Raw genomic sequence first — 16,968 nt, 5'->3', positions numbered from 1 at the left:
TTAAATCAGATTGCTCAAAGCCATTGTTAATCGGCTTTGAGTTGCTTCAAAATACTTCTTAGAATTTCCAGTCGCGCACTGTATTTGTCATCATTGGCAATAATGTACCACGGTGCATAGTCGGTATTGGTGCGTTCAAACATATCCGCCGCCGCATGCAAATATTCGTCCCACTTTTCCCGATTGCGCCAATCCTCTGGGGTAATTTTAAAGCGCTTATGTGGCGTTTTTTCTCGTTCTTTAAAGCGTGCATATTGCTCATCTTTACTAATCGAGAGCCATATTTTGACCACGACAATTTGGCTATCACTTAAATCCTTTTCAAAACGGTTGATTTCTTCAAAAGCGCGCTGCCACTCCACATCACTGGCAAAGCCTTCAACCCGCTCCACCAAAACCCGCCCATACCAAGTCCGATCAAAAATACTAATCCGTTCATTGGGTTGTATTTTGTTCCAGAAACGCCACAAATATGGATGACGCAATTCATATTTTTCAGGCGCAGCAATACTATAAATTTCATATTCACGCGGGTCTAAACTTTTGACAATCCGTTTAATCGCTCCGCCTTTACCTGCTGCATCCATCCCTTCTAAGGCAATAATCACATTGCGTTCTCCAAAACGTAATGCATCTGCCACTTTTCGAGTCAACTTATCAAGCTCTAGCTTATATTCATTCTTATCAATTTTTTCCACAGGCGGCTGTTGTAGCACCGTGGGGATATCGGCCTGCTTCCATTTATGCTGTGCCGATTTCACATGCTCTGGGCAATGTTCTAAGGCTCTTAAGACATGTTTGGCAAATTGTTGATCACGCGATTTTTCGTCTTCACAATCAATAATGATCCAATCTTCGGTAAAGCGTTGTCGTAATTTTTGTAAGCGGTCATATTGTTTTTTATTGCGCCAGTTTAAACCATGCAATTTATGCCAGTGCAACTCACTGGCATCCATATTATCCAAACGCTTTTGCAAAGACTTCCAAGACAAATCAAACCAAATTTTAATCACATCCACATGGTTGTTTTTTAGGTCTTGTTCATAGGCACGCATATTATCGACATATTCATCATAGAGCGTTTCATCTAAGGGCTGTGACACATGCAAAGCCGTTGTGAGTAAATCTCCGTACCAATTCCCAAACATCACGGCAATTTGCCCTTCGGCAGGAATAAAGCGTGCATAAGGCTGCCAAAATGGCTGGGTATTGTTAAACATGACAGGAGCATCCGCTTTCACCCGCAAATAACGCGGATCCATCCATTCGCGGAGTTGTTTTACCGCTTCGCCTTTACCCGCCAGTTCAATACCGCTCACCAACACCAAAACGCTTTTGGCATTTGGCTGATCTTGGGTATCTTTTAATGCATATTGTGCATCGATTAAATCAAGCGACAGTTGATCTTCATCAGCCAAGGTTGGTTCTGATTGTTCTTTTACCATAAGTTTTTACCCTAAATTTCAAATTATTTTTCAATATTTTAAACCATCATTTTGTTTCAGTATAAAACAAGCGGAATAAGTATTTTGACAGATCTTTATCTAATTTCATGACAAATTGGCTGATTTTCATGCCGTATTCGATCATTTTGTCATAGCGATAACTTGCAACAAGCTCTAAGATTTGCACATGTTTCAAATCGAGATAGCACATGTCTAAACTTGCAGTCCTAGATGACCTACTAGAGCAGTATTATCAATTGCAATATCACAATAATGCTGAGCTATTTCAACGTCTGCAAGATGTGCAAATGTGGCAAAAACATCGCATGCAACGCACCCATCAACAGCACTTCTCGGTAAAAAACAACCAATTGATGGCGCAGTACTTTTTGAACCGTTTGTACGGCGGCCCTGACTTTGATGCGTTGTCCAAACAAATTGCACGCATGATGAAATATGTGCATAAAGCGGAGAAGCTCATTCCAGACAATGCGATTAAAACAGGTACTGCAGGTGTTGAATTGGCCATTCTCGCCGTACAGTTGGATGAGCAGGTCGCACTCCAATTGTTAGCAGACTATGCTCCAAATACACCACTCACCGATGAAATGATGCGTCTCAGTTACCTTAAACTCGATCAAGGACAGCCACGTTTACACCAACTGGAGCTGCTCGATCAACTGGGTGCCAGCCTCGACAAATATATGCGCTCATTTATGGTCTATACCGCGTTTAAAATGTGTAAAGGGGTGGCTTACAAACACCATTTCGATGTGATGTATGAGTTTATGCAGGACGGTTTTTTGGCGATGAAGCCATTAAAATCGGCAGAGCAGTTTGTCAAAGATTTTACCGCCATCGAACGTCAAATTATTGGCAAAGTGCATGCGGGCGATCTGCATCCCTTTCAGTAAAAGCACATCCACAGCAGGATAAACGCTTGAGCGAACCTACAGCGCAAAGTTTTTTTCTGTATATTATTCATAACAATTGCATGATGATTGCTGCACATCGGCCAAGAATCTGTCATCATGCTTGCACTGCAACATTAACCCTATTTTTATGTTAGGAGTGACTTGAATGTCTAATGAAAATCAAACGCCTACCCCTCCTTCTGAGTCGGCTCAACAAACAGACAAAGTCAGCCCCTTCCTAAACAGCCCACTCCCTGAAGGTATCCCTCAAGGACAGCAACAATCATTACAACAACAATTAACGGATACACCTGTCAGCGGCACAGTGCCAAAATACAATCTGCCACGCGGCGCCAACACAGGTAATGTTGGTGCAACCACACACTTCGGTTATCAAACTGTCAGCAGTGAAGATAAAGCGCAAAAAGTTGCCGAAGTATTCCATTCGGTTGCCAGCAAATACGACATCATGAATGACCTGATGTCATTTGGTATTCACCGCTTATGGAAGCGTTTTGCCATTAACATGTCAGGTGTACGTCGTGGTCAACACGTGTTAGACATTGCTGGTGGTACAGGGGACTTGGCTAAAGTGTTTAGCCGCGAAGTAGGACCTACGGGTCATGTGGTCTTGTCAGATATTAACGAATCAATGTTAAACGTCGGTCGTGACCGCCTGATTGATGCAGGCTGTACCAATGTCGACTTCGTCTTGGCGAATGCTGAAACACTTGAACCTTTTGCCGATAACAGCTTTGACCTGCTTACCATCAGCTTTGGTTTACGTAACGTGACCGATAAAGACGCTGCACTGGCAGCAATGTATCGTGTGTTAAAACCAGGCGGTCGCTTATTGATTTTAGAATTCTCTAAACCTGTGTTTGAACCGTTCTCGAAACTCTACGACTTATATTCGTTCACTGCACTGCCAATCATGGGCAAAATTATTGCCAATGATGCTGAAAGTTATAAATATCTCGCTGAATCCATTCGTATGCACCCAGACCAACGTACCCTAAAAGGCATGATGGAACAGGCAGGCTTCCAGAACTGTGACTACCATAACCTAACAGGTGGTATCGTCGCGGTACACCGTGGTTTCAAACTCTAAACGGACTGGGTGAAGGTTAAGCTATGTGGTCGATTCTGGCACTCGGTGCAGTTGAACGCTTGATTCACCATGTGATTGATCTGGATGCCATCACGCGTATTCAGCTCAATCAACTGCAAGGCAAAATGTTGCGTGTGGTACTCGACTCCCCGCAACTCTCGGTGGATGTGTTCTTTGATCAAGATAAAGTTCGTCTTGAACCAACTGTCACAGGTCAAGCAGAACGTCCGTCCATTTTTGAGCAACGCCCGTTTGACCCGCAACAAACATCTATGCCAGCCACTGCAACCTTACAGGTTAAAAATGTAGTGGAATTACTAAAATTATTTTTGGCGGAAGATGTGGGTACCATTCCTGTACAGGGCGATTACCATTTACTGCAAGATATCCAAAGGATCATGCAACAGGCTGAACCTGATTTGGCGGCGCATCTCAGTCCTTGGATTGGCCCTGCCTTGGCACATGAACTGGGTAAAATTCAACTGGCACCCAAGCATCTTAAGCGCTCTTTGCACAGTCATTTATTCTTTGCTGAAGATGCACTCAAAGAAGATTCAGGCTTGTTTGCTGCACGTTGGCAAATGGATGACTTGCAACAAGATACACGGGTTCTCAATCAAAATATTGACCGTACAGAAGCCAAAATCCAACAACTGCAACGTCAAATCGATGCACTCCCAGACTCTCTTTAAATTTAGGTAATACACTTTATGATTCCGCACGTTTCACGTTTACTCGAACTTTGGCGCATTGCTGCGCACTATAGACTCGACACGTTGTTTCCTGCGGAAGAATTACCTGAGAAGGCCCGTCATGCCTTAGCTTTTATTCGTATGCACCCTGCGGCATGGTCGAGTAAAGAACGTAAAAATCCACTCAAACTAAAGCAAGCGCTCGAAGACATGGGGCCTTTGGCGATTAAGCTGGGGCAGTTGCTTTCCACTCGCCGTGACTTAATTCCACCTGAAGTTTTGGCACAGTTGGTATTATTACAAGATCGAGTGAAACCGTTCAGTACCGATGTAGCGAAAACGCGCATTCAGCAATCGCTCAAAGCCGATGTTGCCACTTTGTTCAGTCGTTTTGATGAACAGCCGCTTGCAGCTGCTTCGATTGCGCAAGTCCATACCGCTGCCCTGCATGATGGGCGTGAAGTGGTGGTCAAAGTCACCCGCCCCGATATCCGTAGCCAAATTCTGCAAGATTTTGAAATTCTGGAATGGCTCGGTGCGACTCTAGAAAAACGCCTAGAAGCTGCACGTGCACTGCATCTTTCCGAAATTATTCAGGACTATCGTCAAATTATCCTGAATGAACTGGATTTAACCCTAGAAGCAGACAATACGCGTCGTATGCGTCACTACTTTACCGGTTCAAGCATGATGTATGTGCCTGAAGTCTATATGGACAGTAAAGAAGTGATGGTGGCGGAACGCATTACCGGCGTGCCGATTTCTGACACGGCGACTTTTGACCGCATGGGCATGGATCGTAAAGATTTGTCAGAGAAAGGGTTAACCATCTTCTTTACCCAAGTGTTCCGCGACAACTTTTTCCATGCAGATATGCATCCTGGTAACGTGTTTGTCGAGACCATCAACCCAAGCAATCCACGCTTTATTGCACTGGACTGTGCGATTATGGGCGAGCTGTCTAAACACGACCAAATGACCGTTGCGCGCATGTTACTGGCGGTGATGAACAGTGACTTCATGCAACTGATTCAAATTGTGCATCAAGCAGGCTGGATTCCACCAGGCACCGATCAAGATGCCTTGGCACGCGAAATGCGCCGCACGGTCGGACCCATGGTCTCGAAACCAATGCATGAGTTGGACTTTGCCGGTATTCTGATTCAGGTCATGGATATTGCACGCCGTTTCCATTTGGAAATTCCACCGCAACTGATGTTACTCCTGAAAACATTGGTACACGTGGAAGGCTTAGGCACTGACCTGTATCCAGAATTAGACATTTGGAGCTTGGCAAAACCAATCCTGACGGATTGGATCAAAGCCCAAATGAATCCACAAAAAAATCTGAAAGAACTCGGACAGAAAATTCCTGATTTACTGTTGGGTGCACAAGATTTTCCAACCCTGTTGGTCGATAGCTTAAATGGCTTAAAAAATCAGTCGGCTTGGAACGCGAAACAGCTAAATGAACTGCAAAGCCTACGCCTACAAATGGAACACCAACAAAAGCGTAGCTGGATATTCGGCAGCTTGATGGCCATTTTCCTCTCCATTGCGATTATTACGCCGTGGTTTGTTTCGGTCATTCTCATTGTGCTGGCAAGTGTGCTCGCTGTGTGGCGTGTTTTTAAATAAATATTTAAATCTACTTAAAATTCTAAGTATTAATCTGATCAATGTGTTGAAAATAATCTTATAGAATAGAAATATCATTATATACGTGAATAATATAATGATATTTTTAGACTTATTTTCAATAACTAAAAATATAGATAAGCATTTAAAAAATATACATTAAGTTAAAATAAATGTATAAAAAACACAGAATGAAGAATACAATTTAAGTATAAGTTAGAAATTAATTTTAAAAAAAATTATTAAAAAAACAGTTAAAAAATATACTATTGAATAAATTTAAAAATCTTCACAAAAAAACTAGGGAACACTCAATGAAGAATCGCGCCTTAAAATGGTCAACCTTAGCATCTGCAATTTTACTAACTGCTTGTGGTGGGGGCGGAGGTGGAGGTAGTTCTGAAACACCTTTTACTCCAAAAACTATTTCTGGTACAGCTGTGGATTTTTATTTAGCTGGTGCAGATGTTGACTTCACTAACTCTGCTTGTAAAGAAGCCAATCCAAATCTAAAAACAGATGAAAATGGTAAATTTACTTTTAAAACAACAGCAAATTGTCAAGAAACTGGTTTTATCATTACCGGCGGTGTTGATACGGTTACCAAACTGCCATTTGCTGGAGAGTTAAAAGTTAAACCTATTAATTATCAAGCTTCATCGACTAATGAAATAGTTGCCACTCCTCTAACTACTTTACAGGCTGAACTACCAGAAGCTGAATTTCAAAATGTGCTTAGTCAGCTAGGCTTTAATCTGAATAAAGATGTCACTACATTTGATCCAATTGCTGAAGGATCTAATAATCAACAAGCAGCAGTATTTGTATTACAACAAATTTTAATTCAGCTTGAAGATTCTGGTTTAACGACTGAGCAAGCGGCTAAAGCCATTCAAACAGCAGCAGCTAGTGCGCCTCTTCTGACTGATTTAGGGGTAAATACGACGGCTGTAACACTCATATTCAATACTGCTGCACAATCTGCCTCTGATGAAGTTAAAACAGCATTAGAAGAGAATCAAGCAAAAGTAGAAGCTGTAACTACTATTATCAATACAGCTCTAACTTCAACAGGAAATGCTAAGTTAGAAGATTATTTAACTGGCAACCCTACTGTGATTGCTGACATTCAGGATAACATTGTCTCTGCTAGCTATAGTGAACTGAGCGTTGCAAATAAAAATATTCAAGAAATTATTAATTCTCGAAATGATGCGCGTCTATCAGTTGATAAGAATGCTATTGATTCTCTAGCTCAAGTGAAGTTTATTTTAAATAAAGCGATTACAGATACAGATTCTATTAAATTAGGCTTCCGGGCTACTGCTGCAATTGGTCAAAATGGCCAGCCTGAAACCTTGACCGCGTATATTAGCAATGTAAACGTTTCATTTGATAATAATATTGCCATCAGCAAAATTACTATTCCGGCTGGCGCTGTAATTGAAATTGAAACAACTCTGGCAAATTCAATTAAGGGTTCATTCGAAGTTGCACAGGATACTGAGTTTACAGGTGATTCAATTTCTCTATCAGATCTAGCAAATAAATTCACAGCTTTACGTGAACCTTATACTGACTATAAGAATTTGATTACTTCAAGCAACTTCGTTAATGCGGATGTATCTGTTTTTGTTGCTCCGACTAAGTATCCGATCTCTGCAACTTTAGGATTAAACCTCGGTACATTTAGTATTCCAAATAAACCTGCAACTGCCTTCAGCGGTATGACCACTACAGGCTACTTTACGATTCAATAATCAAAAATTAAAAAAAAGCCAGTGATTCATCACTGGCTTTTCCCTCACTTTCTATTTGGTAATTAAAGTTGAAAAATCAATCATTACTTTTTATTTCAGTAGCATTTATTATTTCTCATACTTATGCTGCGCCCGATGATTTGTTTTTACAAGCCACGCCTGCTAAAAACAAACTTACGACTAATGTAAGCCTAGATTTAGTTAACGATACTGTCGACTTTTTGGATATACGAGAAAGCGAAGGTGTTCAAGGCGATTCTGGAGATTATATTGGTACACATATAAATGCCCAATATCAATTTCATCCTGAATGGTCTATCAATGCTGACTATTGGCGTCGAGAAATTGAGTTTGGCAAAGATACGAATAAGTTAAATTCTGGAGCCTTAGGTATTACTTACTTTCCGGCAAGTCTTTCTACTGATCGATCTAACCTTGCTTTTAAACTTTCTTTCTGGGGCAATCAAGCTGATGAGTTAGCAAAAACTTCCCCAACCAATGTTAATGGCCGTACAATTAATGAGGTAGTTGTTTCTAATCCACGTGATACTCAAATTCAGCTCGATACTATTTATACCCATAAAATTGACTTTATGAATCAAGTGAATTTATTTGGTTCTTTAGGATATAGTAAAGTTAAAGTTGATGCATTGGATTTGATGGTTCATTTAACGGGGGATGGACGGGATTGTAAAGCCAATATCAATATTAACTCGAATAATCAGTTAACAGGAACACCAATTGGTCAGTGTATTATTGACGGTCTAATTGTACATGATATTGATATAGGAAATTATGCTGATCGATTTGACTTGGATATCCAAAAAGATCTCAACTATGACAGCTACTATGCTTCCCTAGGTGGCTCATGGAACTGGCGCTATAAACAGTTTGAAAGCCAGCTTGCCTATCAATACCAGCGCTTTTGGCGCGACAATATCGATGACCGTGTTTCTAATTTTGGCAATCAAGCGATTAAAGACAATCATACCATTGGTGCCAAGTTCAGTTATGACTTCACACCTAAATTGACAGCTTACCTACAAGGTCAGATTTTCCAAAATAACTTAATTGGCTATGTACCCTTTATATATAATGGGGTCACTGCTTCCCGTTTAGACAAACGTTATGGATTGGCTTCTATTGGCATTCAATACCACGGTTTCTAAGCATCAAAAAAGCCTGAACCCTTCAGGCTTTTTTATTCCCGATATGACTGCAAAGTCACCTAAAGTTTTTCCCCGCCATTGAGCCATCAGACAGAACTTTTAAACTGAGTGCACATTTGTATATTTATCATTGCACCATGATTCAAATTCTTGAAAAGCGCTCTCCCGCCCTGAATATTCGTGCTGGTCATCTGGCACGCCAACTCATCCAACAACAAGGCTTACATGCCCAACAAGTCGATATTGTTCCTGGTGCAGCAGGTGGTCCCAAAGGTATAGGTTTAACAGGACTTGATCAGGCCATCTTTGGAACTTTCCTTCCACAAGCCAAACAACGCCGCTTTTTGGTCGGCTCTTCAGTCGGTGCATGGCGTTTTGCAGGAATTTTGGCGCAAGGTGAAAAGCTTGGGCCTGAGCAATTGGCAGAGCTTTATATTCATTTGCCTTTTCATCAAAAAATGAAAATGGCCGATATCGAGAAAATTTCACGCGAGATGCTGGCTGGAATTTTAAATCAGCAAACGCAAAAATTGGTCGATCATCCCGATTATCACCTCACCATTATTGCCGCAAAAGCCGAACACCTCTTCCAAAGTGATCAACGACTGGCTCTATATGGTTCATTACTTGGCATTGTCGGCAGCAATGCGATTGCACGTCAGCATTTAAATCTTTTTATGCAACGGGTCATCTGCCAACCAAAAAACTTCCCACAATTTAAAATCAAAGACGATAGTTTTAAAACCCATTATCTGAACTTCAACCCAGACAATGTTGCAGACTGGCTCATGGCGTCAGGTTCAATCCCCGGGGTAACCCCTGCGGTCAAAAATATCAGCGATGCCCCGCAAGGTGCTTATCGCGATGGGGGCTTGATCGACTATCACATCGATTTACCCTTTGAAAGCCAAGGTATTGTGCTCTATCCGCATTTCAGCGACAGCATTACTCCGGGTTGGTTCGACAAGATGTTTAAATCGAGAAAATCCAACCCAACCCATCAAGCACGCACCCTGCTGATTTCTCCTTCACAGGAATATCTGGCACACTTACCCTTAGGACGTTTACCGGATCGTAAAGATTTCACCCTCAAAGGCATGGAGCCACAACGTCGTATCCAACTCTGGAAACAATGCGTGGCTGAAAGCCAACGCTTGGGCGATGAGTTCTTGGAACTGGTCGAAAAGCAGCGCTTTGCAGAGGTCATGCAAGCACTGTAAACAGCGCCACATGCAGCATGAACTCAGCGTCCAAGTTCATGTTGCGTCATATCGACTGGCTAAATTGATGAAAGATAATTAACACAAATCCAACCTGATCACCTACACTATAGCCTGATGTTTTTCGCATCAACTTGAATATTCTTTTCGATTAACTGATTTTGGTGAAGTCCCTATGAACAACGTGCGCTGGCTCGATGAAGTAAAATTTAACGAACAAGGTTTAGTCCCTGCCATTGCACAGCATCATCAAACAGGACGTGTGCTGATGGTCGCTTGGATGAACCGCGAAGCCTTGGCACTCACTGCTGAAAAAAATCAGGCGGTTTATTTTTCCCGTTCACGCAACAAGTTGTGGCACAAAGGCGAAGAATCAGGGCATTTCCAGACTGTATATGAAATTCGCCTCGATTGTGATGCCGATGTGATCGTTCTGCAAATTGAACAGCATGGCGGTATTGCCTGCCATACAGGTCGTGAATCGTGTTTTTACCGCAAACTCACCCCACAAGGCTGGGAAATTGTGGATGCACAATTAAAAGATCCAAGCCAGATTTATGCTGAAAAATCAACCAACCCCCATACATTGGCGATGAATGCCTCAACGGCGCAGTCTGAGCAAGTTGAAGTGCTGTCATACCTCAGCCAAATGATGGCTGAGCGTAAAGGTGCAGATCCAGACTCGTCTTATGTGGCAAAGCTCTATCACAAAGGTCTCAATAAAATTCTAGAAAAAATTGGTGAAGAAAGCATTGAAACGATTCTTGCCGCAAAAGAATTTCAATTGGTCGCCAATGAAGACAATAAAAATGATTTGATTTATGAAGTGGCAGATTTATGGTTCCATACCATTGTGATGCTTGGTCATTTTGACTTAGATCCACAATTGGTATTGAATGAATTGGCACGACGCCAAGGCTTATCGGGTTTGGTCGAAAAAGCCAACCGTAACCACTAAATCTTATTTTCCCTGTGTCGAATATCAATCAGAAACCGAGCGCAACCTATGAGCAGGCGACTGCCATTGATAACGCGCGTCTGGGGCAATCCTTTAAAGTGATTGCCTATGCCGGCACAGGTAAAACCACTACCCTGCAAATGATCAGTGATGCCATGCCGCAACGACGTGGCATGTATCTGGCGTTTAACAAAGCCATCGCAGCAGAAGCTCAAAGTAAATTTCATCGCAACGTAGACTGCCGTACCTTCCATTCACTGGCATTTCGCAGTGTTCCACGTGGAATCACCGACAAACTGCGTTTGCCCCGTTTAAGTCCAAGCTTTATTGCTAAAGAGTATCGGCTAGAACCGATTACCCTAAGACGCATGATGGGTGGGCGTTATGAAAAGTACGTGCTGATGCCGAGTCGGCTTGCCAGTTTAGTGGCAAATGCAGTGAGCTATTTCTGCTCCACCAGTTCACAGTACCCTGCTCCACGGCATTTGCAAGCCCCGAATTGGTTGCATCCCGACGATATCGACACCTTACAAAAGCATCTTTATCCTGCTATTGAACGACGTTGGCTAGAATCAATTGACCAAAATCATCAGGCAGGGATTGGACACGATGTCTATCTGAAACTGTGGGCACTGTCTGAACCGAATATTCCCGCCGATTACGTTCTATTTGACGAAGCACAAGATGCCGATCCGTTAATGTTGGGCATCTTATTACGTCAGAAAAATACCCAAGTGATTTATGTCGGCGATGCACATCAACAGATTTACGCTTGGCGTGGTGCCGTCAATGCCATGCAGCAACTCCCTTTACCCGAATCTCGCCTCACCACCTCGTTTCGCTTTGGTGAAAGCATTGCGCACAATGCCAATGCCATTTTGGGTGCGCTCAATGAAAAAGTGCCGCTGTTGGGCAATCCACGACTCAACTCTCAAGTGGTGAATAAACCACACACCAAAATGCGGGATGCAATTTTATGTCGAACCAATGCCCGTGCCATGGAACTGTTGCTTTCAGGTTTAGTGCATGGCGATAAAGTCAGTCTGCAAGCCGACCATGTCAAATTAAATCGTTTTGTCGATGCCGCTAGCATGTTGAAACAAGGCAAACGGGTCACCGACGTGCCTGAACTGGCTTGGTTTAACTCTTGGCACGATGTGCATGAATACTGTGAAACCAATGAAGGCAGCGACATTAAACCGTTGGTGAAATTGGTGGATGATCATGGAACTGACCCGCTCAAACGTGCTTTAGCCAAAATTACCCCGATTGAGCAAGCCGACTATATTATTTCCACGGCGCACAAAGCCAAAGGGCTAGAATGGGATCGTGTACACATTGAAGATGACTATCAGTTTAAGCTGACGGAACAAGACCATAAAATTAGTGACGAAGAGTTAAGATTGCTGTATGTCGCCTGTACTCGTGCTAAAGTAAGTCTAAATATTCACCATATTTACGACTTGATGCAACAACTAAAAAATAGGATGCCTGTCTCATTGCGCCAAGCAGTAGGCTAGCCGTTGCACGAATGCGGGGCTTATATGAAAATCGAATCGTTACAGCTCAAACACACCAATCTATTTGCCAATATAGAGCTTAAATTTCATTATCATGATCAACCGATTACCCTAATTTTAGGCGATCAAGCTACAGGCAAAACCAGTATCCTCAAGCATGCCTATCAGGCCTTAACGTGGTTTTCTGCCCGTTACAAAGACCTGCGTAGCGCAGGTGTAGTCATGTTGGATCAAGATATCCTGCATAGTCGCCTACAGTCCAAGGTTCACATTTGTGTCGAAATTCCTACCGATATTGGCACCCTCGCAGAGTCTGAAACAATACAACCCGCGATTTCCAACCGCTGTAGCTGGCAACTCTATAAAACTCTCAGCCAACAAGGCATTGGACTGAGCAAAGCAGATACTTTACAACTCGAACAATTGGTACAGCTTTATCATCAAGCCCTACAGCAAGACCCGATGCAAGGTTTACCGCTTATTGCTTATTATCCTGCTGAACGTTTTGTCAATGAAATCAATTTACTGAGCAAGAACAACCCGATTGTGTTTCAGGCGGGGTATGCCTATGACGTGGCTGCCATTCCCTTTACCACCTTTAGCCGTTTCTTTGAATGGTTTCGCGAAATTAGTGATCTGGAAAATGCACAGACGGCACAATTGTTTCAGCAACTGATGCGCGATAAGTTACATTTAGGTCAACACCTACAACCCGAAAATATCCCGAATACCCTATTTCAGGCGCATGCACAACTCCATGCACCTTGCTTAAAAGCACTAAAAGATAGTCTGAGCATGGTTTTGCCTGAACTGAATGATATTTTTGTGCAATATCAACCCAAACTGCAATTGATGGTTAACTATCAAGGCAAAATCATGCAATTCCAACAACTTTCCAGCACTCAAAAAAACTGGATTGCGTTGATTGGTGATATTGTGCGACGCATGTGCTTACTCAATCCCTTAAGCCTCTATCCGTGCTTGGAGGGCGACGGCATCTTACTCATTGATGCGATTGATGAACAACTAGATCAGCAACATTGCAGCCTAATTTTGCAACAGTTACATCAAGCCTTTCCACGACTCCAAATTATTGTCACAGGGAACCGCACAGCACTTCTCGAAAATGCAGCCGCCTATCAATGCCTGCAACTTTCTGCACAAGGTATCCACGACATTGCACTGCAGCCACTCCAACAACAATTCGATCAAATTTATGCCGAACTGAGTCAACTCTCGCTCTCTGGCGTAACGGAGCTTGAGCCATTGTCAGATGAACCCTCCATCTCTGCGGCACAGCAGTTGTATGCACAAATCCAACAACTCTCCCCAGAAGCACAAGCAGAGTTTCAGCAACTTTGGCAACAAGAGCATGACTCTTCTTTTCAGGATCCATCCTCCTAATTTCTAGCAATAGCACAGCTGCTTTAAGTTCAATTTAGAACTCAAAACAAATAATTCGATAGGTGTGCACGAAAAGGTTTGATGTTGTTTTATTCATGTAATAAGATCGGATTTATTCAAATTTTTTATAGTAAAATTTTGTTTTGCTATAGTTTTGCAAGTTGCGCAACACAACTTGTTTTTCGCTTTTATATTTTCTTTACGGCTTTCAAGATTGAATTTTTTTGGATATCTCTTTGCTGTCCTGTAATCCTTGAAAGATAAGATTCACCCATAGGTTTCGACCTATCACGACAATGGATACAAGTGTGCTACCAATTATTATCTTGTTACCGTTAGTACTGGGTACAACCCTTGTCTCGTGGCTGAAAAATTTTTCGCGCGGGGTAACGGCTTTCGGGGCTATCGGAGTCAGTCTAAGTAGTTTAATTCTGTTACTGACTCAAGCAAAGCAGGTCTTTCATGGTGAAGTCATTACTCAAAGTTGGTCTTGGTTACCACAACTGGGCATTGATCTCAGTTTCCGTCTGGACGCCTTAGGTCTACTTTTCTCTTTGCTGATCACCGGTATCGGCACGCTCATTTTTATTTATGCCTATTATTACCTCAGCCCAAAAAACTCATTGAGCAAACTTTATCTGTTGCTCATGTTGTTTATGGCAGCGATGTTGGGTATCTCTCTTTCCAATAATTTAATTCTGCTGTTAATTTTTTGGGAATTGACCAGTATTTCTTCTTTTCTCTTGGTCGGCTACTGGAGCAACTATGATGTTGCGCAACGTGGCTCGCGTATGGCACTTACCATTACGGGGATGGGGGGCTTGGCGATGCTGGGGGGCTTCATTTTACTGGGGCAAATTACAGGCACTTATCAAATTGACCAGATTCTGACCATGTCGGAACATATTCAAAGTCATGCCTTATTTACTCCAACCTTGTTGCTGATTCTACTCGGTGCCTTTACCAAAAGTGCGCAGTTCCCCTTCCACTTCTGGCTCCCCAATGCCATGGCTGCCCCAACACCTGTGTCTGCCTATTTACATTCAGCCACCATGGTGAAAGCGGGAATTTTCTTACTGGCGCGCTTACTACCGATTTTTGCTGGTGCTGCGCTCTATCACAATATTGTGACCTTTGTTGGCTTATTCACTTTGTGTATGGCGGCATTCTTCGCCATTTTCAAAGAAGATCTGAAAGGGCTTCTGGCCTACTCTACCATCAGTCATCTCGGTTTAATCGTCTGCCTGTTGGGGATTGGCTCTCCCCTCGCTGTCGCTGCTGCCATTTTCCATATCATCAACCATGCCACCTTTAAGGCGGCTTTGTTTATGATTGCAGGCATTGTTGACCATGAAACAGGAACACGCGACTTACGCAAATTAAGTGGCGTATGGCAATTACTACCGTTTTCAGCCACGCTCACTATGGTCACCGCAGCGGCTATGGCAGGTGTTCCGCTAACCAATGGCTTTCTGTCCAAAGAAATGTTCTTTACCGAGTTATTGGCAAACTTGAGTGGTCCAGCACTCATATTGTCAGCCATCGTTGCAACCTTGGCAGGTATTTTCGCAGTTGCTTATTCGACTCGCTTAATCCACGGCGTATTTTTTGACGGCCCACTGGGTGAGCAAGTTCCTAATAAAGATGGACATGAGCCGCCTATCGGCATGCGGGCACCCGCAATTCTCTTGGCAATTCTCTGTATTATGGTGGGCATTTTCCCTGCGCTCACTGTTGAGCAAATTGTCAATAGTACGGCACGTGCCAGTACGCAGTTACATGACTTTTCGGGAACACATTTGGCCATCTGGCATGGTTTTAATTTGCCTTTAGTGATGAGTTTAATTGCTCTAGTTGGCGGTTTAAGCTTTTACTTCGTTCTAGCAAAGAACCGTAAGATTCGCAGTATTGACCTAGACCCAGCCTTGGGACCTTTTCAAGGCAAACTCATCTTTGAGTCTCTGCTCAAACACTTACTTCTTAAATCACGAAAAATTAAACGTAAAACAGAAACAGGCTCCTTGCAAACTTACCTGCTCTGGATCGTAGCGTTTAGTATTGTCTTGGTCGCTGTTCCTCTGATGGGGCAAGGGCTGACCACAGGTACACGTGAACTGACCCATGCACCTATGCTCGCAATTGTGCTATGGCTATTATTATTCTCTGCCTGCTGGATGATGCTCTGGTTCCATCATGAACGCATTAAAGCTGTCCTGATTAGTGGTGCCATTGGTTTAGTTGTGACCATGGTGTTTGTCACTTTGTCAGCACCAGATTTAGCCTTAACGCAAATTACTGTGGATGTTGTGACCACTGTGTTGTTGCTCATGAGCTTATCACTCTTACCTCAGCTTACACCTTATGAATCCAGTCAAGCACGTCGTTGGCGCGATGCCATTCTTTCTATTGTCGGTGGACTTGGCATTGGTTGGATCACTTGGCTGATTCTGACGCGTGACCATAATTCAATTTCTTGGTTCTTCTTACAACAGTCAATTCCACTCGGCGGTGGTTCCAACGTTGTTAACGTGATTTTGGTCGATTTCCGTGGTTTCGATACCTTCGGTGAGATCACGGTATTGGGGATTGCAGGTATCGGCACACTCTGTCTAATGGATGGTATGCGTACACATGGTACGACCATCACACAAGGTTTAACCTATCGCTTTAACCCCTCCCCGTTAATGCTCCGTATTGCATCCTCTTGGATTTTACCGCTCGCTTTGGTCATCAGCTTGTATATTTTCCTACGCGGACATAATGAACCTGGCGGTGGTTTTATTGCAGGCTTAATTACCTCATTGGCATTGATTATTCAATATATTGCCTTAGGTCAAGACCAAGCCGAACAATTGCTCCGCGCCAAATCTGGACGCTTATACGAAATCTGGATCGGTGCAGGTCTAAGCATTGCAGGATTAACCGCAATTGCAGCATGGTTCTGGGGACGTCCATTCCTGACCAGCGCACACATCTACGTTTCACCTCCAATTTTAGGCGAAATGCACTTGGCTTCTGCGGCTGCATTTGATGTTGGGGTCTATGTCACAGTGGTCGGCGCAACCATGCTGATGATTTCTGTTTTGGGTGACTCACGCCACTCGAGCATGTCTGGTCCATTACCAAAGGGGAAATAA

At 43.0% G+C, this 16,968-nt stretch carries 12 protein-coding genes; 11 read left to right on the top strand and 1 reads right to left on the bottom strand.

Annotation, left to right across the window (positions count from 1 at the left end):
• Positions 1-26 precede the first annotated feature (26 nt).
• Positions 27-1,445, bottom strand: coding sequence for a phosphate--AMP phosphotransferase (locus tag E0H94_RS00800; RefSeq protein WP_131324640.1), 1,419 nt, complete (start codon positions 1,443-1,445; stop codon positions 27-29).
• A 209-nt stretch (positions 1,446-1,654) separates the two neighbouring features.
• Between E0H94_RS00800 and E0H94_RS00795 the strand changes: the two genes are divergently transcribed.
• The 11 genes from E0H94_RS00795 to E0H94_RS00745 all read left to right on the top strand — a co-directional run bounded on the left by E0H94_RS00795 (position 1,655) and on the right by E0H94_RS00745 (position 16,968).
• Positions 1,655-2,359, top strand: coding sequence for an FFLEELY motif protein (locus tag E0H94_RS00795; protein WP_131324639.1), 705 nt, complete (start codon positions 1,655-1,657; stop codon positions 2,357-2,359).
• 166 nt (positions 2,360-2,525) lie between these two features.
• The gene (gene ubiE / locus E0H94_RS00790; protein WP_131324638.1) at positions 2,526-3,470 is read left to right on the top strand and encodes a bifunctional demethylmenaquinone methyltransferase/2-methoxy-6-polyprenyl-1,4-benzoquinol methylase UbiE; all 945 of its coding nucleotides are present in this window, start codon (positions 2,526-2,528) and stop codon (positions 3,468-3,470) included.
• Between the two features lie 23 nt (positions 3,471-3,493).
• Positions 3,494-4,162, top strand: a complete 669-nt coding sequence (locus E0H94_RS00785; protein WP_131324636.1) for an SCP2 domain-containing protein — start codon at positions 3,494-3,496, stop codon at positions 4,160-4,162.
• 18 nt (positions 4,163-4,180) lie between these two features.
• Positions 4,181-5,800: an ABC1 kinase family protein gene (locus E0H94_RS00780; RefSeq protein ID WP_131324635.1), complete on the top strand. Its 1,620-nt coding sequence runs from the start codon at positions 4,181-4,183 to the stop codon at positions 5,798-5,800.
• A 314-nt stretch (positions 5,801-6,114) separates the two neighbouring features.
• The gene (locus E0H94_RS00775; protein ID WP_131324634.1) at positions 6,115-7,560 is read left to right on the top strand and encodes a hypothetical protein; all 1,446 of its coding nucleotides are present in this window, start codon (positions 6,115-6,117) and stop codon (positions 7,558-7,560) included.
• Positions 7,561-7,628: 68 nt separating this feature from the next.
• On the top strand, positions 7,629-8,729 hold the full coding sequence (locus E0H94_RS00770; protein ID WP_131324633.1) for a hypothetical protein: 1,101 nt from the start codon (positions 7,629-7,631) through the stop codon (positions 8,727-8,729).
• A 137-nt stretch (positions 8,730-8,866) separates the two neighbouring features.
• Entirely contained in the window at positions 8,867-9,949 is a 1,083-nt protein-coding gene (locus E0H94_RS00765) for a patatin-like phospholipase family protein (RefSeq protein ID WP_131324631.1), read from the top strand.
• A gap of 175 nt (positions 9,950-10,124) precedes the next feature.
• A complete protein-coding gene (gene hisIE / locus E0H94_RS00760) occupies positions 10,125-10,907 on the top strand; it encodes a bifunctional phosphoribosyl-AMP cyclohydrolase/phosphoribosyl-ATP diphosphatase HisIE (RefSeq protein WP_131324629.1) in 783 nt (260 codons plus the stop codon).
• Between the two features lie 14 nt (positions 10,908-10,921).
• A complete protein-coding gene (locus tag E0H94_RS00755; RefSeq protein ID WP_131324628.1) occupies positions 10,922-12,427 on the top strand; it encodes a UvrD-helicase domain-containing protein in 1,506 nt (501 codons plus the stop codon).
• A 24-nt stretch (positions 12,428-12,451) separates the two neighbouring features.
• Positions 12,452-13,831 (top strand): AAA family ATPase, encoded by a 1,380-nt coding sequence (locus E0H94_RS00750; protein WP_131324627.1) that lies wholly within the window; start codon positions 12,452-12,454, stop codon positions 13,829-13,831.
• A gap of 296 nt (positions 13,832-14,127) precedes the next feature.
• A complete protein-coding gene (locus tag E0H94_RS00745) occupies positions 14,128-16,968 on the top strand; it encodes a monovalent cation/H+ antiporter subunit A (protein ID WP_131324626.1) in 2,841 nt (946 codons plus the stop codon).

Origin of the sequence: Acinetobacter sp. ANC 4173, assembly GCF_004331255.1 — a bacterium.
Taxonomy (GTDB): domain Bacteria; phylum Pseudomonadota; class Gammaproteobacteria; order Pseudomonadales; family Moraxellaceae; genus Acinetobacter.
Note: the sequence above shows the minus strand (reverse complement) of the source record. Positions and strands in the feature narration are given on the sequence as shown.